The sequence below is a fragment of the Micromonospora fiedleri genome (assembly GCF_016774385.1).
GTDB lineage: Bacteria > Actinomycetota > Actinomycetes > Mycobacteriales > Micromonosporaceae > Micromonospora > Micromonospora gifhornensis.
In genome coordinates, this window is the sequence record NZ_JAETXL010000001.1 from 360,374 (window position 1) to 377,799 (window position 17,426).

Genomic DNA, 17,426 nt, shown 5'->3' on the forward strand with positions numbered 1-17,426 from the left:
GCTGTCACCACGACTGTGACGACTGACTTCAGGACCAACCGGACGGGGACGGGGGTGCAGTGGGTGGGCTGGGCGCACCGTGGGTAACGGCGCGAGGTCAGACCTCCAGGAGTTCGGTCTCCTTGTGCTTGACCAGTTCGTCGACGTGCGCGACGTAGCGCTGGGTGAGGTCGTCCAGTTCCTTCTCCGCGCGCCGGCCGTCGTCCTCGCCGACCTCGCCGTCCTTGACGAGCCGGTCCAGCTCTTCCTTGCCCTTGCGGCGGATGTTGCGGATGGCGACCTTGGCTTCCTCGCCCTTGTGGCGCGCGACCTTGATCATGTCGCGGCGGCGCTCCTCGGTCATCTGCGGGAGCAGGATGCGCAGCTGGTTGCCCTCGTTGTTCGGGTTGACCCCGAGGTCCGAGTCGCGGATCGCCTTCTCCATGGCATTGATCTGCGAGTTGTCGTACGGCTTGATGATGGCCATCCGCGGCTCGGGAATGGCCACCGACGCCATCTGGGTCAGCGGCGTCGGGCTGCCGTAGTAGTCGATGATGATCTTGGAGAACATGGCCGGAGTGGCGCGGCCGGTGCGGATGGCACCGAACTCCTCCTTGGCGTGCTCGACCGCACGCTCCATCTTCTCCTCGGCCTCGAGGAGGGTGTCGTCGATCACCGTTCTCCTCGCCTCCTTCTTGTGCTCGTCGTGGGGCTTGTCGGGTCACCGGGACCGTCGGGGTGAGGTCGACGGTCGCTTCAGGTGGTGATCAGCGTGCCGATCTTGTCGCCGCCCACCGCCCGGACGATGGTGTCGTCTCCCTGGGCGCCGAAGACCAGCATCGGCAGGCCGTTCTCCATGCAGAGGCTGAAGGCGGCAGCATCGGCGACCCGCAGGTTGCGGCGCAGCACCTCGGAGAAGGTGATCGAGTCGAACTTGCTGGCGGTCGGGTCGATCCGCGGGTCGGCGGTGTAGACCCCGTCGACGCCGTTCTTGCTCATCAGCACCACGTCCGCGTGGATCTCCAACGCACGCTGCGCGGCCACCGTGTCGGTGGAGAAATACGGCATGCCCGCCCCGGCGCCGAAGATGACCACGCGGCCCTTCTCCAGGTGCCGGATCGCGCGCAGCGGGATGTACGGCTCGGCGACCTGGGCCATCGTGATGGCGCTCTGCACCCGGGTCTCGATGCCTTCCTTCTCCAGGAAGTCCTGCAACGCGAGGCAGTTCATCACGGTGCCGAGCATGCCCATGTAGTCCGCCCGGGCCCGGTCCATGCCCCGCTTCTGCAGTTCCGCGCCCCGGAAGAAGTTGCCACCGCCGACCACCACGGAGACCTGCACCCCGCGTCGTACCACGGTGGCGATCTGCCGGGCGATGGCCTGTACGACGTCCGGGTCGACGCCGATCGCGCCGCCGCCGAACACCTCGCCGGAAAGCTTCAACACCACCCGCCGGGACCGGCCGGGCGGTGGCGCCGTCGGGTCGTCCGCCGCCAGCGTCCGGTCACTCACAACCTGCGTCATCCGCCCGTCCTTCCCCCACCGGTGCACCGGGTGCGTATCTGCCGCTGCCGACCTTATGGGACGAGGAGGCCGCGGTGCCTGTCGCGTACACCGGCGGCCTCCTCGTCGTGTCGTTGCTCAGCCCACGGGCGCGGCGCGCCCGACGGCGGCTCAGGCCTGGCCGACCTCGAACCGCACGAAGCGGGTGACCTCGATGCCGGCCTCGGCCAGCACCTGCTTCACCGTCTTCTTGTTGTCGGTGACCGACGACTGCTCCAGCAGGACGAAGTCCTTGAAGAAGGAGTTCACCCGGCCCTCGACGATCTTCGGCAGCGCCGCCTCGGGCTTGTTCTCCTCGCGGGCGGTCTGCTCGGCGATGCGCCGCTCGGACTCGACGACCTCGGCCGGCACCTCGTCCCGGGTGAGGTACTGCGGACGCATCGCGGCGATCTGCATGGCCGCACCACGGGCGTCGGCGTCGGCGGCCTCGTCAGCCTTGCCGGTGTACTGCACCATCACACCGACCGCCGGGGGCAGGTCCTGGGCCTTGCGGTGCAGGTAGACCGCGACCGTGCCGTCGAGCTTGGCGAAGCGGTTCAGCACCAGCTTCTCGCCGATCTTGGCGGACTGCTCCTGGACCAGGTCGGCGACCGGACGGCCGTCGATCTCGCTGGCCAGCAGCTCCTCGGCGTTGCTCACGCCGGAACGCTCACCGTGCTCGACCAACTGCTGGGCCAGGGCGATGAAGGCGTCGTTCTTGGCGACGAAGTCGGTCTCGCAGTTGAGCTCGAGCATGGCCTGGCCGGCGTGGGCGATCAGCCCGTTGGCGGCGGTACGACCGGCCCGCTTGCCGACATCCTTGGCGCCCTTGACGCGCAGGATCTCGACGGCCTTGTCGAAGTCGCCCTCGGCCTCGGTCAGGGCCTTCTTGCTGTCCATCATGCCGGCGCCGGTCAGGTCGCGGAGCTTCTTGACGTCCGCGGCGGTGATCTGGGACATGGCTCTCTCTTCGGTGTTGAGATTGCGATGGGATGGTCTGAGGTGCCGGTTACCCGGATTCGGGAAGTTCGTGCCGACCTGGTCGCCGCCGGTCACCATCGGAAAACCGACGGTGACCGGACGGCGGCGGGATCACTGGCCGGAAACGGCCGCCGGCTGCTCGGGAGCCTGCTCGGTGACGGCCTCCGTGGCGGCGGGCTCGGTGGCGGCGGCGGGCTCCTCGTCGGCCTTCTTGGGCTCCTCGAGCAGCTCGCGCTCCCACTCGGCCAGCGGCTCGTCGGTGGCGACACCCGCCTCCGGCTTCTCGTCGCCACCACGGCGACGGCCGGAACGGGCGATCAGGCCGTCGGCGACGGCGGCGGCCACGACCCGGGTCAGCAGCTCGGCCGAACGGATCGCGTCGTCGTTGCCCGGGATCGGGAAGTCGACCTCGTCCGGGTCGCAGTTGGTGTCGAGCACCGCGATCACCGGGATGCCCAGCTTGCGGGCCTCGTCGACGGCGATGTGCTCCTTCTTGGTGTCGACGATCCAGACCGCGGCCGGGAGCTTCTGCATGTCCCGCAGACCACCGAGGGTCTTGGTGAGCTTGGTCTTCTCGCGGGAGAGCTGCAGGGTCTCCTTCTTGGTGTAACCGGCGGCGGTGCCGCTGAGGTCACCGAGGGCCTCCAGCTCCTTCATCCGCTGCAGCCGCTTGTACACCGTCTGGAAGTTGGTCAGCATGCCGCCGAGCCAGCGGTGGTTGACGTACGGCTGACCGACCCGGGTCGCCTGCTCGGCGATGGCCTCCTGGGCCTGCTTCTTGGTGCCGACGAACAGGATGCTGCCGCCCTCGGCCACCGTGTTGCGCACGAACTCGTACGCCTTCTCGATGTAGTCGAGGGTCTGGCGCAGGTCGATGATGTAGATGCCATTGCGCTCGGTGAAGATGAAGCGCTTCATCTTCGGGTTCCAGCGCCGGGTCTGGTGCCCGAAGTGAACACCACTTTCCAGCAGCTGACGCATGGTCACGACGGCCATGGTTCGTACTCCTTGGGGTCCCTGGTTCATCCGCTCGGCCGGCGGCCGAGTGGCCTGGTGCCCGGTCGTCGGCCAGGATGGGCCCGACAGGGTCGGGACCAGGGAGGCCGCCGCCGCACGACGACTTCGTGAGGAGGGCACGCGAGGTCGACCGCGCGAGGCGGTCGCCAGTCGACCAGTGTACGCGCCCGCCCCGCCGCCCGACCCCCGGGTGCGAGGAAGGGTCCCCGGCGTGACGGCGACTGACGAGCGTACGGCCGGTCAGCCGGCGGCGAGCGCCGCAGCGAGGAAGAGCGCCAGCCCGACCGTCAGGTAGGCCGTCGGCGGCCGTAGCCAGCCGCGCGCCCCGTCGGCGAGCGAGAACCCGGTGGTCCGCAACCCGTACAGGCCGACCGCGAAGATCGGCAGACCGGCCACCAGGAAGGTGCCCACCAGCACGTCGGCGGCGGAAACCGGGTCCGCGGTCGCCCCGTGCAGCAACACCCGCAACGCCGGCACCTCGAAGATCACTACCAGGACGGCGAAGAGTACGGCCAGCACCGGCCGACGGGTCCGGTAGACGCCGTCGCCACTGGGCGGCCCGGCCGGTACGCCCGGCACCTGGTAGCCGCCCTCCCCGGTCGCCGGCCGGAATCCGGCGTCCCCGGCGACCTGCTGGTTGCCGGCGTCCCCCGCCGCCAGGTCGCCCCGGGGCGCCACCGGCGGCATCGGCCCGGTCGGCTGCTCCAGCGGATTCAGTGCCTCCGTGCCCCGCTTCGCCTCCACGATCGGGTACCCGGTCAGCGGCACGGACCGGGCCGGGTCACCCACCACCGACGCCAGCGGGGCCGGATCATCCACCGCCGACGCGAACGGCGCCGGATCGCTCACCACCGGCGCGAACGGGGCCGGATCGCTCAGCAACGGGTCTGCGCCGACCGGCGCGGTGGTCTCGCGGGCGGCACGCCTACCCGGACGTTCGGTGGGCAACTCACCCGAAACGTCCGGGTCGGTCGACCCGGCTCGTCGGGCGCGTGAGGCCCGATAGCGCTCGGGCTCCGCCGGGGTGTCGGCGAGCGGGTCCACCCCACCGAAACGTCGCGCGGCGGTGTCGTACCGGTCCTCGTCGTCGATCCGCTGCTCGGGAGTCACCGGCGTGTCGTCCCGGTACCGCGCCTGGGCGGTGCCGCGCCAGTTCGGGTCGCCGTAACCGTGGTCGCGGTCACCGGGATACCAACCCGACTCCTGGTCGTCGGCAAAGCTACGTCGTCCGTCCACGACCGGCACCGTATGCGACCGGCCGACCAACCGCCATTCGACCCCGGCCCTGGCCAGCGGCGGGGAAGGGCAATTCGACCGGGTACGCGGAGTAAGAAGCTGATTCGTCACCCGGCTCCGCCCTAGCACACCGAGGGCATGATCGTTTGTCTGTCCACAGCACCTCCGGTCGTCCACAGGCCGCACCGGTGGGGGCACCTCGACCGGCCCACTGCGGGCAGGGTGCCAGCCATGACCAAGCGGAACCAGGCGGTCGGCGGGTACGGGGAACGATGCGCCGTCCGACACCTGATCGAGGCAGGGCTGCGCCCGGTGGCCCGGAACTGGCGCTGCCCCTCCGGCGAGATCGACATCGTCGCCTGGGACGGGCCGGTGCTCGTCATCTGTGAGGTGAAGACCCGCCGCAACCACGACTTCGGCACCCCGGCCGAGGCGGTGGTCCGGCACAAGGCCCGCCGGCTGCGTCGGCTCGCCGTCGCGTGGCTGGCGGCCACCGGCACCACCGCCGACGAGATCCGCTTCGACGTCGTCTCGGTGCTGCTGCCGCGCGCCGGCCGGGCGCAGGTCGAGCATCTCAAGGGAGCGTTCTGATGAGCTACGCCCGGGTGCTCTGCGTCGGCTTGGTCGGCGTCACCGGTCACCTGGTGGAGGTGGAGGCGGATCTCGCGCCCGGCCTGCCCGCAGTGGTCATCTCCGGACTGCCGGACACCGCACTGCACGAGGCGCGCGACCGGGTCCGGGCCGCCGTGGTCAACTCGGGTCAGCGCTGGCCGAACCGCCGCATCACCCTCAACCTGCTGCCGGCCACCCTGCCCAAGTTCGGCTCGGCCTTCGACCTCGCGATCGCGGTGGCACTGCTCGGTGGCTCCGGCGAGCTGCCCCTGGCACCGCTGGACGGCGTGGTGATCCTCGGCGAGCTGGGCCTGGACGGGACCGTCCGGCCGGTACGGGGAGTCCTGCCGATGGCGGCCGCGGCGGCCCGGGCCGGTGTCGAGCGGGTGATCGTGCCGACCGCCAACAGCGCCGAGGCGGCCGTGGTGCCCGGGCTGCGGGTACGGGGCGTGGACACCCTGCACCGGCTGATCGCGTTCGTCCGCGACGGTGCGCCGCTGATCGAGCCGCCGACCCACGTGCCGGCACCCGCCACCTCCGGTCCCGACCTGGCCGAGGTGGCCGGGCAGGGGCTCGGCCGGCGAGCCCTGGAGGTCGCTGCCGCCGGCGGCCACCACCTGGCGCTGATCGGCCCACCGGGCGCCGGCAAGACGATGCTGGCCGAGCGTCTGCCGTCGATCCTGCCCGAGCTGGACGACGACGCCGCGCTGGAGGTCACCGCCCTGCACTCGATCGCCGGGCTGTTACCGGCGGAGGGTGGGCTGCTGCGCCGCCCGCCGTTCCAGGCCCCGCACCACACCGCGACCATCCCCGCCATCGTCGGCGGCGGGCCAGGGCTGGCCCGGCCCGGCGCGATCTCACTCGCCCACCGAGGGGTCCTCTTCCTCGACGAGGCTCCGGAATTCAGCCGCGCCGCCCTGGAAGCGTTACGCCAACCGCTGGAGCACGGCCGGGTGCACCTGGCCCGCAGCCGGGGCGGCGCGGAATACCCCGCCCAGGCCCAGCTGGTGATCGCGGCGAATCCGTGCCCGTGCGCCAACCCGGCCGGCGACGACCGTTGCGAGTGTCCCCCGCAGGCCCGCCGCCGCTACCTGGCCCGGCTCTCCGGTCCGCTGCTCGACCGGATCGACCTGCAGGTGCGGCTGCTGCCGATGCGCGCCGCCGAACTCATGGAGGCCGGCACACAGGAGTCCTCCACGGCGGTGGCGGCCCGGGTGGTCGCCGCCCGTGCCGCGGCGGCGGACCGCTGGTCGGCGTTGGGCCGCCGACTCAACGCCGAGGTGCCCGGCACGCGGCTGCGCCGGCCACCGTGGCAGCTGCCCGCCGCCGACACCGCCGAACTACGGGCCCGGCTGGATTCGGGGTCGCTCTCCGCCCGCGGCTTCGACCGGGTCATCCGGCTCGCCTGGACGATCGCCGACCTCGACGGGCGCGCCCGCCCGGACCGGCACGACGTCGGCGAGGCCATCCACCTCAGAACGGGAGAGGCAATATGAGCAGGTACGACGAGACGACGCTGGCCCGGGTCGCGTTGACCTGGCTGGCCGAGCCGGGCACCCGCTCGGTGTACGCGCTGGTCGCCGAACTCGGCCCGGTGGCCGCCCTGGAGTTGCTCCTCGACGGCGCAGCGCCGCACGAGGACCTGCGCGACAGTGTGGCGGCACGCAGCCGGGCCGGAGACGCCCGGACCATCGCCGCCGAGGCCCTCGATCGCGGCGAACGACTCGGTGCCCGGGTCGTCGTGCCCGGCGACGACGAATGGCCCGGCACGGTCGAAGAACTCCGCAAGCTTCGGCTCTCCGACGCGCGCCGCCGGGTCGACCGGGAGACCGCCCCACCGCTCTGCTTCTGGGTACGCGGACCGTGGCCGCTGGCCGAGGCGCTGGACCGGTCCGTGGCCGTGGTGGGGGCACGAGCAGCCACGCCGTACGGTCTGCACGTCGCCCGGGAGCTGGGCTACGGCCTGGCCGACCGGGACTGGACTGTCGTCTCCGGCGGAGCGTTCGGCATCGACGCCGCCGCGCACCGAGGTGCGTTGAGTGCGGGTGGCCGGACCGTGGCGGTGCTCGCCTGCGGCGTCGATCGCCCCTATCCGGTGGGCAACACGGCGTTGTTCGACCGGATCGCCGACTCGGGGCTGCTGGTGAGCGAGTGGCCACCGGCCGCCGAGCCGCTTCGTCCCCGTTTCCTCATCCGCAACCGGGTGATTGCGGCCGGCACGAAGGGCACCGTGCTGGTGGAGGCGGCGGCCCGCAGCGGCGCGACCCAGACCACCAGACGAGCCCTCGCCCTGAACCGCCCGGCGATGGTGGTGCCCGGCCCGGTCACCTCGGCGATGTCCGTCGGCACGCACGAGATCCTGCGTGAGGAGCCGGGGGCCCGCTTGGTGACCGGTCTCGCCCAGGTGCTGGAAGAGGTGGGCCGGATCGGCGAGCTTGCCCCGGTGCCGCGCGGCCCGGACCGACCCACCGATGTGATCGACGACGATGCGCGGGCGATCGTGGAGGCGATGCCCCGCCGAGGCACGATCGGCGTGGACGACCTCGCGACCCGCGCCGGCCTGGCCGTACGAACGGTGCTGCGCAAGATGTCCCTGTTGGAGGAACTGGCCCTGGTGGTACGCCGCGACGACGGCTACGCCCTGGTCCCACCCCGCCGTCCCGACTGAGCTGTCCACCCACCGGGCCGCTGAGCTGACCACCCGGCGGGCCGCGCGGCTGACTGCACACCCGGTGCGCGGCAGGTTCGCGGGCGCGACCGCCTCGTCTTAGGCTGGGCCGCGTGGGGGGTACCGAAGACCGCAACACCCGCGGCACCCGGGCCGTGCACGCGGCGCTGCCGGAGCCGCTGCGGGACGCGGTGGACGAGTTCGCCCGACACCTCGCCTCGGTCCGCAACCACTCGGCCCACACGGTACGGGCGTACGTCGCCGATCTGGTGTCCCTCTTGGATCATGCCCACCGGATGGGCTGCGCCGAGGTGGCCGAGCTGAGCCTCGACACAGTACGCAGTTGGCTGGCCAAACAGCGGACGATGGGAGCGGCCCGGGCGTCGCTGGCCCGGCGGGCAGCGGCGGCACGCACCTTCAGTGCCTGGGCACACCGAGGCGGACTGCTACCCACCGACGTGGCCGCCACCCTCGCCAGTCCCCGCCCGCAGCGCACCCTGCCCACCGTGCTCCGCACCGACCAAGCCGCGCTCCTCGTCGAGGCACCGACCCGCAACAGCGCCATCGACGGACACGGAACCGCTGACGGGCCGGTCGCCGTGGAGACGGTGGACGGTGCCGGGACTGAAGAGGTGGTCGCCGAGGCGGTGCGGTTGCGGGACCGGGCGCTGCTGGAGTTGCTCTACGGCACCGGGGTGCGGGTCAGCGAGGCCTGCGGCATCGACGTCGCCGATATCGACCATGGCCGGCGGGTGGTTCGGGTCCGGGGCAAGGGTGGACGGGAACGGGTCGTGCCGTACGGCTCGCCGGCTCAGCGGGCCCTCGACGAGTGGCTGCGACGGGGGCGTCCGGTGCTGGTGGTCCCCGGCTCCGGCGACGCGTTGCTCCTCGGCGTCAGGGGTGGGCGGCTGAACCCGACGACCGCCCGCCAGATCGTCGGGGCGTACGCGCAGGCCACCGGCCTGCCCCGGATCGGCCCGCACGCGCTGCGCCACTCGGCCGCCACCCACCTGCTCGAAGGCGGGGCGGACCTGCGCGCGGTGCAGGAGTTGCTGGGGCACTCGTCGCTGGCCAGCACGCAGGTCTACACCCACGTCTCCGTCGACCGGCTCCGCGCCGCATACCGCCAGGCCCACCCCCGCGCATAGCCACTGCACAAGATCCATCACGGCGGGCCGGGGACAGCGTTACGATCATCCGGTGAGCGTCCCGTTGCCACCTGAACCGATCCCGGGCGCTCGCCTGCTCTTCTCCCTCGACCCGGCGGTCAGCCACCTCAACCACGGCTCGTTCGGCGCGGTGCCGATCACCGTGCAGCGGGCCCAACAGCGGTTGCGCGACGAGATGGAAGCCGATCCGCTGCGCTTCTTCACCCAGGGTCTGGTCGACCGGATCACGCACGCCCGCCGGCACCTGGCCGGCTTCCTCGGCGCCGACCCGGACGGCACCGCCCTGACCGTCAACGCCACCACCGGCGTGGCCGTGGCGTTGCAGTCGGTCGGGCTGCGCCCGGACGACGAGGTGCTCACCACCGACCACGGCTACGGTGCGGTCGACTTCGCCATCCGCCGGGAATGTCACCGCACCGGGGCGACCCATCGGGTGCTGCGGGTGCCGCTGTCCGCCACCGCCGAGGAGATCGTGCAGATCGTCCGGTCCGGGCTGCGTCCGGGGCGTACCCGACTGGTCGTGGTCGACCAGCTCACCTCGGCGACGGCGCGGCTGTTCCCGGTCGCTGCCATCGTCGGTGTGGCGCGGGAACACGGCGTGTCGGTGCTGGTCGACGCCGCCCACGCACCCGGCATGCTGCCGGCGACCGTGCAGAGCATCGGCGCCGACTTCTGGGTCGGCAACCTGCACAAGTGGGGGTACGCGCCCCGGGGCACGGCCGTCCTCGTGGTCGCCCCGCCCTGGCGGGAGCGGGTCGAACCGCTGGTGGTCTCCTGGGAGCAGGAGGCGGGCTTCCCGGGCCGGGTGGAGTGGCAGGCGACGGCGGACTACACCGGCTGGCTGAGCGCCCCGGTGGGGCTATACGTCCTGCGTACGCTCGGGGTGGACCGGGTGCGGGCGCACAACGCGGCGCTGGCCGCGTACGGGCAGCGGGTGGTGGGGGACGCTCTCGGCGTGCCACCGGCCGACCTGCCCGACCCCGGCGGACCGACGGTCGCCATGCGGATCATCCCGTTGCCGGCGGGCCTCGCCACCACCATGGACGGCGCGCGGGCGCTGCGGGCCCGGATCGCCGAGCGGCTCGCCGCCCAGGTCGCGGTCAACAGCTGGGACGGGCGGGGCTGGCTGAGACTGTGCGGCCAGGTGTACAACTCGCCCGACGAGTACGACCGGCTCGCCGTGCACCTGCCCACCCTGCTCGACCAGCGCTGAGCGGCGCGTCGGCGAGCGGCAGCAGTCGGGTCCGGCCGAGACCGAGCAGGGCCAACGGGTCGAGGTAGTCGTTGCCCCGGCGCAGCCCCCAGTGCAGGCAGGCGGCCTGCGGACAGCCCGCGTGCCCGGGCAGCAGAACTCCCAGCACGGCGCCCGCCGGCACCGCCGTGCCGACGGTGACCGCCGGTTCCACCGGCTCGTAGGTGGTGCGCAGCCCGTCGGCATGGGCCACCGAGATCACCGGACGGCCGGCGACCATGCCGGCGTACGAGATCGTGCCGTCACCGGCGGCCCGGATCGTCGCGCCGGCCGGCGCGAGCAGGTCCACCCCGCGATGGCCGGCCAGCCAGGGACGAGGCGGCGGATCGAACCGGCGCACCGGCCGGGGCTGCCCGTCCACCGGCCACCGGTATCGCCCGACGCTGTCCGCCACAGCGACCCCGGACGGCGGGACCAGGCTCGGCGCCGGCGCGGACGCCCAAACGACCAGGCCCTGATGATCGGCGGCCAGCGACACCGCCGTCGGCAGCGACGACGAGGGCGACGGCGGGTACGCGACAAGTGGCACGAGCAGGAGGGCGCAGAGCGCGCCGGAACGGGTCACCATGGCGGCGAGTGTGCGCGTCGCCGCCGCTGCTTCGCTGCCCGGCGGGTCTCGCCTGTGGACGACGCGACGCCCTGTGGACAGACCGCGCCGACACAGTTGATCTGCTATGGCATGGCCCGGCGACCCGGAGGGATGGCCGCTGCGGAGACGACCGGACGGAACCGGAACGCCGATGTGGACCGATCACGGCAGGTGGGGGGCCGCCGTGACGACAACGGACCGAGGATCAGCCGCCGAAGCCGGAGTCGGCGGGCAGCGAGATGTCGGGCTTTTCCAACTCCTCGACGTTGACGTCCTTGAACGTCATCACCCGGACGTTCTTGACGAACCGGGCAGGACGGTACATGTCCCACACCCAGGCGTCATGCATCTCGACCTCGAAGTAGACCTCGCCGTCGGAGTTGCGCACGTGCAGGTCGACCTGGTTGGCCAGGTAGAACCGCCGCTCGGTCTCCACCACGTAGGAGAACTGACGGACGATGTCGCGGTACTCCCGGTAGAGCTGCAGCTCCATCTCGGTCTCGTACTTTTCGAGGTCTTCCGCGCTCATCGCACTCCGCCTTCCATGACCACATCTTCCCCCACCGGCGCTGGACGCTGACGCTGCTCGCCCAACGCCACGCCGACGGTACCCCCTGCGAAGCCTGAGCGCTCCATCGGCTCGTCCCGGCTTGCGCCCAGCGGTCGACGTGAGCGGGGCGGGCGGCCGTCCAGGCCGGAGACTGCGGCGACGTTGACGTAGGAGAACCGGTGTTCCCGGCACGGACCGTGCTCGCGCAGCGCCGCCGTGTGGTCGGCGGTGATGTACCCCTTGTGCTCGGCGAAGCCGTAGCCGGGGTGCTCGGCGTCGAGGTCGACCATGATCCGGTCCCGGGTCACCTTGGCCAGCACGCTCGCCGCCGCCACGCAGGCCGCCACCCGGTCACCCTTCCACACGGCGAGACCGGGCACGTCCAGACCGTCGACGCCGAACCCGTCGGTCAGCACGTACTCGGGTCGCACGGTCAGCGAGGCCAGCGCCCGGCGCATCGCGGCCAGGTTGCACACGTGCAGCCCTCGGGCGTCGACCTCCTCGGCCGGGATGACCACCACGGCGTACGCCAGGGCACGCGCGACCACCTCGTCGTACACCCGCTCCCGGCTGGCCGGGGTGAGCAGCTTGGAGTCGGCCAGACCGTCGATCTCGCCCCGGCGCCCCTCCGGCAGCACCGCGGCGGCGGCGACCAGCGGCCCGGCGCACGCGCCCCGGCCGGCCTCGTCGGCACCGGCGACATGCCGGAAGCCACGCCGCTGCAGGGCCCGTTCCAACGCGTAGAGCCCGGCCTCCCGGCGCACCACGGTGCGCGGCGGGGTCAGCATGACGCACCGCCGGCCGTGGCCGGAACGCCGGTCAACGCCCGGGTCAGGACCGCCGGCAGGTCCGGCGGGTAGCACCGCTCGGCGGTGCTGCACAGCTCCTCGGCCGACCACCACCGGTAGCCGTCCACGCTGCCCCGCTCCACCTCGCTGAACCCGGTGGTGTTCACCTCGTGGGCGGCCACCCGCACCAGGAAGAACCGCTGCTCCTGCCGGTAGGACACCCCGTCGAAGGAGAACTCGGCGACGTCGGCGTGCACCGGTTCACCGAACTCGGCCACGGTCAACCGCAACCCGGTCTCCTCCGCCAGCTCACGCGCCGCGCCGTCGGCGTACGTCTCCCCCGGGTCCAGACCGCCGCCGGGGGTGAACCACCAATGTCCGCCCTCCGGATGAGCCGGATCGAAGCCGCGGAAGAGCAGCAACCGATCGGCCCGGTCGACCAGGAGCACCCGGGCGGCGCACCTCGGGGTGTATCGCGTCACCGCACCAGACTGCCAGATGTCACCGACAACGCCCACGTCGCCGTCCCACCCGACCTACCCGCACCGTCAGGGCGCCGGAATCGCCTCGAACCCCTCGGGCACCGTGAGCAGGGTGGCCCGGTCGAACGGCCAGAAGACGGTGAAGGCCCGGCCCACGACGTCCTTCTCGGGGATGGTGGCCGCGGTGACGTTCTCGCCGGACTGCTGGTAGTGCTCCAGGGAGTCGCCGGAGGCGGAGCGGTGGTCGCCCATCACCCAGAGCCGACCCTCCGGTACGACGACATCGAACTCCTGGTCCGCCGGCTTGTCCCGCTGACCGTCGAAGGAGAAGATGTACGGCTCGTCCAGCGGCACCCCGTTGATCACCAGACGGTCCTGCGCGTCGCAGCAGACCACCCGGTCACCGCCGACGCCGATGACCCGCTTGATGAAGTCCTCGCCCGCGGGGTTGCCGCTCCACTCGACGGGCGCCTTGAAGACGATCACCTCGCCGCGGTGCGGTGTCCGGAAGTTGTACACCAACTTGTTGACCAGCACCCGATCGTCGATCTTGAGGGTGTTCTCCATGGACGGCGAGGGGATGAAGAAGGTCTGCAGTACGAAGGCCCGCACCAGTACCGCGACCAGGATCGCCACCCCGAGAAGGATGGGCAGTTCCTTCCAGAAGGAGTGGCGCGGCTTGTCGGTCTGCTCGTCAATCACGGGAGGAGCCTACGTTGCCCGGATCGGTGCCACCGCGTCGAACGCGCGAGAACGGAGAGTACGGCTGCGATCGGAAGTGCCAGGAAGGCCCCGCCCTCGGCCGTGGGCCGCACCGCCGGCGCGGCACCGCCGGTGGCCGTGACCGGTGACGGCACGTCGGCGAACGTCTCCGGGATGGGCAGGGTGTGCCAGCGGTTGGAGGGCCAGACCACCGCGAAGGCCCGTCCCACCACGTTGTCGATCGGCACCGTGCCCTGGCAGCGGGCGTCCTGCGAGACGAGACGGTGGTCGCCGAGCACGAACATCTGCCCGGGCGGGACCACGATCTCCTCGAACCGCCGGGAGCGGCACTCCTGCGCGTTGGGGGGCAGGTCCAGTGGCGAGTCGCGCAACACGTACGCCGACTCGTCCAGCGGGGTGCCGTTGACCAGCAGCCGCCCCTGGTCGTCGCAGCAGCTCACCCGGTCACCGGGCAACCCGATGACGCGCTTGATGAAGTCCTTCTCCCCGGGGCGGCTCAGCCCGATCAGGTCACCGACGGTGCGGCCGAGCCGGTCGACGAAGCCGTCGGCCGGCTCCACCTCCACCTGCGGGACCCACCGGTCGGTGCCCCGGAAGACCACCACCTCGCCGCGCTGCGGATCCCGCACGTTGTAGACGACCTTGTTGACCAGGACGCGGTCGCCGACGAGCAGGGTGTCCTCCATCGACCCGGAGGGGATGAAGAAGGCCTGGAGCAGGAACGTGCGGATCAGCACGGCGAGGCAGAAGGCGACGACGAGCAGCAGCGGAAGTTCCTGCCAGAGCGGCATCTGCGGCTTGTTGCGCCGGTTGCGCCGGCGCCAAGGATCAACCGAGCCGCTGTCGTCAAGCGCCTGTACCACGCGCACTCCCCGGTCCGCAGAAACGACTACCGCCCGGCAGTCTCGTCGAGACTCCCCGGGCGGTAGTGGAGGTCACCCGCCATGCACGGCGGGTCGCCGCCGCGCTGCGCCCGTACGACCAGGGTAGTGCGACCCCGAGCGTACGACACACGCGCAGCTTAGGCGGCGTGGCGCAGCGAGGTCAGCTCGGCTGCTTCTCGCGCAGCTCCTTGATCTTGGCCTTCTTGCCCCGCAGCTCACGCAGGTAGTAGAGCTTGGCCCGGCGGACGTCACCGCGGGTCACGATCTCGATCCGGTCGATTCCCGGGCTGTTGATCGGGTAGGTCCGCTCGACGCCGACGCCGAAGCTGAGCTTGCGGACGGTGAAGGTCTCGCGCAGTCCGTCGCCCTGGCGACGGATGACGACGCCCTGGAAGATCTGGACCCGGGACCGGCTGCCCTCGACCACCCGGGCGTGCACCTTGACGGTGTCACCGGCGCGGAAGTCGGGCAGGTCGGTGCGCTTCGACTGGGCGTCAAGGGCGTCCAGGATGTTCATCGCGATGTCCTCGTGAGGCTCACGGCGCACCGTCACTCGGCGCGCGGGTGGGTGATACTGATCCCCGGATGGTGGTCAGCGCGAGCCGGCCCCGGTCGGGGATCCTCGCAGCCGTCCACGGCGCAGACGACTGCGGCAACCCCTCTACTTTGCCACATCCCGTCCGGGCACCGGAAACCCGGCCCGGTCCAGCGCCGCCACGTCCCGTTTGTCCAGCTCCTGGGGGTCGAGCGCGACGAGCATGTCGGGCCGACGTCGGCCGGTACGCGCCAACGCCGCGTCCCTGCGCCAGCGGGCGATCCGACCGTGGTCACCGGAGCGCAGCACCTCCGGCACGTCCAGCCCTCGCCAGGTCGCCGGCTTGGTGTACATCGGCGCCTCCAGCAGCCCGTGCGCGTGCGACTCCTCGGCCAGCGAGCCGGCGTTGCCGAGCACACCGGGCAGCAGTCGGACGACCGCCTCCAGGATCACCAGCACCGCCACCTCGCCACCGAAGAGCACGTAGTCGCCGAGGCTGACCTCGGTGACCGGCATCCGGGTCGCCGCGTGGTCGAGCACCCGCTGGTCGATGCCCTCGTACCTGCCACAGGCGAAGAGCAGGTGCGGCTCGGCGGCCAACTCGTACGCCAGCGCCTGGGTGAACGGCACGCCGGCCGGGGACGGCACCAGCAGCCGGGGCGCAGCCGATTGGGCGGGGGCCAGGGCGTCCAGCGCCGCACCCCACGGCTCGGGCCGCATCACCATGCCGGGCCCGCCACCGTACGGGGTGTCGTCGACCGTGCGGTGCACGTCGTGGGTCCAGCTCCGCAGATCGTGTACGGCCAGCCGCAGCATGCCGTTGGCCCGCGCCTTGCCGATCAGCGACAGGTCCAGCGGAGCGAAGTACTCCGGGAAGATCGACACGATGTCGACGCGCATCAGGGGTGCTCCGCGGGATCAGAGGTCGAGCAGGCCACCGGGCGGGTCGACCACGACGCGACCACCGGCGAGATCGACCTCGGGGACGATCGCCTTGACGAACGGAATCAGCGCGGTACGCCCCTCGGGGCGACGGAGCACCAGCAGATCCGAGGCGGGTGCGTGGTCGATCCGAGCCACCTCGCCGAGACGCTCGCCGGACGGGGTGACCACGGCCAGCCCCACCAACTGGTGATCGTGGAACTCCTCCGGATCCTCCGGCGGTGCCACGTCGGCGCTGTCCACGGTGAGCAGGGTGCCCCGCAACGCCTCCGCGACGTCGCGGTCCAGCACCCCCTCGAAGGCGACCAGCAGCCGCCCCTGGTGCCAGCGGACAGCCTCCACGGTCAACGCGTCGGGCACCTCGTACCGCTCGCCCGGTTCGGCGGCCGGCTCCTGGCCGCCCCGGGGAACCACCCCCGGCATGGTGGCCAGCACCACGCCGGGGGCGAACCGCGTCTCGGGCTCGTCCGTACGCACCTCCACGGTGACCTCACCGCGGATGCCGTGCGGCTTACCGATCCTGCCGACGATGAGCAGCATCAGTACGAGTCGACGATGTCGACGCGCACGCCGCGCCCACCGATGGAGCCGATCACCTGGCGCAGTGCCTTGGCGGTCCGGCCGGACCGCCCGATCACGGTGCCCAGGTCCTCGGGGTGCACGCGAACTTCGAGCCGCTTGCCCCGACGGGAGTCGACCATCCGGACGCGTACGTCATCGGGGTGGTCGACGATGCCCTTGACCAGGTGCTCCAACGCCGGCCGCAGTGCCATGTCAGGCCTGCTCGCCGGAGTCCGCAGCGGCCGGCTCCTCGGCCTTCGGCGCCTCGGCCTCAGCCTTGGCGGCCTTCTTGGCCGGCTTGGCCGGGGTGTCGGCAACGCCGGCGGCGGCCTTCGCCTCGGCCTCGTAGGCGGCCTTGCGGTCGGCCCGCTCCGGCGCCACCTTCAGCGGCGGCGGGGCCGGCAGGCCCTTGTACTTCTGCCAGTCACCGGTCAGCTCCAGCAGCCGCTGCACCGCCTCGCTGGGCTGGGCGCCGACGGACAGCCAGTACTGGACCCGCTCCGACTTGACCTCGATCACCGAAGGGTCTTCCTTCGGCTGGTAGATGCCGACGAACTCGATCGCCCGGCCGTCACGCTTGGTGCGCGAGTCGGCGACGACGATGCGGTACTGCGGGTTGCGGATCTTGCCCATCCGCAGGAGCCGGATCTTTACGGCCACGGTTGTTTCGCTCCTGTTGCGATCTCACCGGCCCAGGTGGGCGGTGTGCACGGGTGAGCGCCAACCGGCACAGTGGGGTTGGGCCGGAGACTGCTCGGGTGGACTGGCGACGCGCCCGGGTTAGAGGGCGCCGGACACGCGCCGGATACCAGCCAGCCATTCTGCCAGATCCACCCCGGATCCCTCACATCGGACCAGGGCGGGTCACCCGATCCGACCCACATGTGACCCAGAACACATCGAAGTGCCAGCTCGG

At 71.8% G+C, this 17,426-nt stretch carries 20 protein-coding genes and 1 pseudogene; 5 read left to right on the forward strand and 16 right to left on the reverse strand.

From position 1 onward, the window contains the following. Positions 1-97: 97 nt before the first annotated feature. From frr to JMF97_RS01670, 5 genes are all read right to left on the reverse strand, one after another. A complete protein-coding gene (gene frr, locus JMF97_RS01650; protein ID WP_013732119.1) occupies positions 98-655 on the reverse strand; it encodes a ribosome recycling factor in 558 nt (185 codons plus the stop codon). A gap of 80 nt (positions 656-735) precedes the next feature. Further along, complete coding sequence (gene pyrH, locus JMF97_RS01655; RefSeq protein WP_013732118.1) at positions 736-1,503, reverse strand: UMP kinase; 768 nt, start codon at positions 1,501-1,503, stop codon at positions 736-738. A 150-nt stretch (positions 1,504-1,653) separates the two neighbouring features. Then, positions 1,654-2,481 (reverse strand): translation elongation factor Ts, encoded by an 828-nt coding sequence (gene tsf, locus JMF97_RS01660; protein WP_013732117.1) that lies wholly within the window; start codon positions 2,479-2,481, stop codon positions 1,654-1,656. A gap of 132 nt (positions 2,482-2,613) precedes the next feature. Further along, a complete protein-coding gene (gene rpsB / locus JMF97_RS01665; protein ID WP_203219897.1) occupies positions 2,614-3,498 on the reverse strand; it encodes a 30S ribosomal protein S2 in 885 nt (294 codons plus the stop codon). A gap of 261 nt (positions 3,499-3,759) precedes the next feature. Beyond that, positions 3,760-4,764, reverse strand: coding sequence for a hypothetical protein (locus JMF97_RS01670; RefSeq protein ID WP_203219898.1), 1,005 nt, complete (start codon positions 4,762-4,764; stop codon positions 3,760-3,762). Between the two features lie 222 nt (positions 4,765-4,986). On the opposite strand from JMF97_RS01670, the gene JMF97_RS01675 reads away from it, so the two are divergent. The 5 genes from JMF97_RS01675 to JMF97_RS01695 all read left to right on the forward strand — a co-directional run bounded on the left by JMF97_RS01675 (position 4,987) and on the right by JMF97_RS01695 (position 10,417). Beyond that, positions 4,987-5,346, forward strand: coding sequence for a YraN family protein (locus JMF97_RS01675; protein WP_102659034.1), 360 nt, complete (start codon positions 4,987-4,989; stop codon positions 5,344-5,346). Continuing rightward, a complete protein-coding gene (locus JMF97_RS01680; protein WP_203219899.1) occupies positions 5,346-6,863 on the forward strand; it encodes a YifB family Mg chelatase-like AAA ATPase in 1,518 nt (505 codons plus the stop codon). The genes JMF97_RS01675 and JMF97_RS01680 overlap by 1 nt, the downstream gene beginning before the upstream one ends. Then, positions 6,860-8,035 carry a DNA-processing protein DprA gene (locus JMF97_RS01685; RefSeq protein WP_203219900.1) on the forward strand — a complete coding sequence of 392 codons (1,176 nt, stop codon included), beginning with the start codon at positions 6,860-6,862 and terminating at the stop codon, positions 8,033-8,035. The genes JMF97_RS01680 and JMF97_RS01685 overlap by 4 nt, the downstream gene beginning before the upstream one ends. Before the next feature lie 113 nt (positions 8,036-8,148). Next, entirely contained in the window at positions 8,149-9,183 is a 1,035-nt protein-coding gene (locus tag JMF97_RS01690; RefSeq protein ID WP_203219901.1) for a tyrosine recombinase XerC, read from the forward strand. 52 nt (positions 9,184-9,235) lie between these two features. After that, entirely contained in the window at positions 9,236-10,417 is a 1,182-nt protein-coding gene (locus JMF97_RS01695) for an aminotransferase class V-fold PLP-dependent enzyme (RefSeq protein ID WP_203219902.1), read from the forward strand. Here the strand turns inward: JMF97_RS01695 and JMF97_RS01700 are convergent. The 11 genes and pseudogenes from JMF97_RS01700 to rpsP all read right to left on the reverse strand — a co-directional run bounded on the left by JMF97_RS01700 (position 10,305) and on the right by rpsP (position 17,170). Further along, positions 10,305-11,021 (reverse strand): murein hydrolase activator EnvC family protein, encoded by a 717-nt coding sequence (locus JMF97_RS01700; RefSeq protein ID WP_412101323.1) that lies wholly within the window; start codon positions 11,019-11,021, stop codon positions 10,305-10,307. The genes JMF97_RS01695 and JMF97_RS01700 overlap by 113 nt on opposite strands. Before the next feature lie 229 nt (positions 11,022-11,250). After that, the gene (locus JMF97_RS01705; RefSeq protein WP_007075222.1) at positions 11,251-11,574 is read right to left on the reverse strand and encodes a DUF2469 domain-containing protein; all 324 of its coding nucleotides are present in this window, start codon (positions 11,572-11,574) and stop codon (positions 11,251-11,253) included. Further along, a complete protein-coding gene (locus JMF97_RS01710) occupies positions 11,571-12,383 on the reverse strand; it encodes a ribonuclease HII (protein WP_203219903.1) in 813 nt (270 codons plus the stop codon). The genes JMF97_RS01705 and JMF97_RS01710 overlap by 4 nt, the downstream gene beginning before the upstream one ends. After that, positions 12,377-12,865, reverse strand: a complete 489-nt coding sequence (locus JMF97_RS01715; protein ID WP_203219904.1) for an NUDIX hydrolase — start codon at positions 12,863-12,865, stop codon at positions 12,377-12,379. The genes JMF97_RS01710 and JMF97_RS01715 overlap by 7 nt, the downstream gene beginning before the upstream one ends. 66 nt (positions 12,866-12,931) lie before the next feature. Beyond that, positions 12,932-13,567, reverse strand: coding sequence for a signal peptidase I (gene lepB / locus JMF97_RS01720; protein WP_203219905.1), 636 nt, complete (start codon positions 13,565-13,567; stop codon positions 12,932-12,934). Positions 13,568-13,576: 9 nt separating this feature from the next. Further along, positions 13,577-14,451: pseudogene (lepB, locus tag JMF97_RS01725) on the reverse strand (signal peptidase I). A 181-nt stretch (positions 14,452-14,632) separates the two neighbouring features. Then, entirely contained in the window at positions 14,633-14,989 is a 357-nt protein-coding gene (rplS, locus tag JMF97_RS01730) for a 50S ribosomal protein L19 (protein WP_203219907.1), read from the reverse strand. 144 nt (positions 14,990-15,133) lie between these two features. Beyond that, the gene (gene trmD / locus JMF97_RS01735) at positions 15,134-15,907 is read right to left on the reverse strand and encodes a tRNA (guanosine(37)-N1)-methyltransferase TrmD (RefSeq protein WP_203219908.1); all 774 of its coding nucleotides are present in this window, start codon (positions 15,905-15,907) and stop codon (positions 15,134-15,136) included. 18 nt (positions 15,908-15,925) lie between these two features. Further along, entirely contained in the window at positions 15,926-16,486 is a 561-nt protein-coding gene (gene rimM, locus JMF97_RS01740) for a ribosome maturation factor RimM (protein ID WP_203220286.1), read from the reverse strand. 2 nt (positions 16,487-16,488) lie between these two features. Next, entirely contained in the window at positions 16,489-16,749 is a 261-nt protein-coding gene (locus JMF97_RS01745) for an RNA-binding protein (RefSeq protein ID WP_175440282.1), read from the reverse strand. Next, positions 16,724-17,170 carry a 30S ribosomal protein S16 gene (rpsP, locus tag JMF97_RS01750; RefSeq protein WP_203219909.1) on the reverse strand — a complete coding sequence of 149 codons (447 nt, stop codon included), beginning with the start codon at positions 17,168-17,170 and terminating at the stop codon, positions 16,724-16,726. The genes JMF97_RS01745 and rpsP overlap by 26 nt, the downstream gene beginning before the upstream one ends. Between the last annotated feature and the right edge of the window lie 256 nt (positions 17,171-17,426).

Coding starts and splice junctions, on each gene's coding strand:
- JMF97_RS01710 (WP_203219903.1), bottom strand. CDS start 12,383: ATGCTGACCCCGCCGCGCACCGTGGTGCGCCGGGAGGCCGGGCTCTAC.
- JMF97_RS01675 (WP_102659034.1), top strand. CDS start 4,987: ATGACCAAGCGGAACCAGGCGGTCGGCGGGTACGGGGAACGATGCGCC.
- rplS (WP_203219907.1), bottom strand. CDS start 14,989: ATGAACATCCTGGACGCCCTTGACGCCCAGTCGAAGCGCACCGACCTG.
- JMF97_RS01705 (WP_007075222.1), bottom strand. CDS start 11,574: ATGAGCGCGGAAGACCTCGAAAAGTACGAGACCGAGATGGAGCTGCAG.
- trmD (WP_203219908.1), bottom strand. CDS start 15,907: ATGCGCGTCGACATCGTGTCGATCTTCCCGGAGTACTTCGCTCCGCTG.
- tsf (WP_013732117.1), bottom strand. CDS start 2,481: ATGTCCCAGATCACCGCCGCGGACGTCAAGAAGCTCCGCGACCTGACC.
- JMF97_RS01680 (WP_203219899.1), top strand. CDS start 5,346: ATGAGCTACGCCCGGGTGCTCTGCGTCGGCTTGGTCGGCGTCACCGGT.
- rpsB (WP_203219897.1), bottom strand. CDS start 3,498: ATGGCCGTCGTGACCATGCGTCAGCTGCTGGAAAGTGGTGTTCACTTC.
- pyrH (WP_013732118.1), bottom strand. CDS start 1,503: ATGACGCAGGTTGTGAGTGACCGGACGCTGGCGGCGGACGACCCGACG.
- JMF97_RS01685 (WP_203219900.1), top strand. CDS start 6,860: ATGAGCAGGTACGACGAGACGACGCTGGCCCGGGTCGCGTTGACCTGG.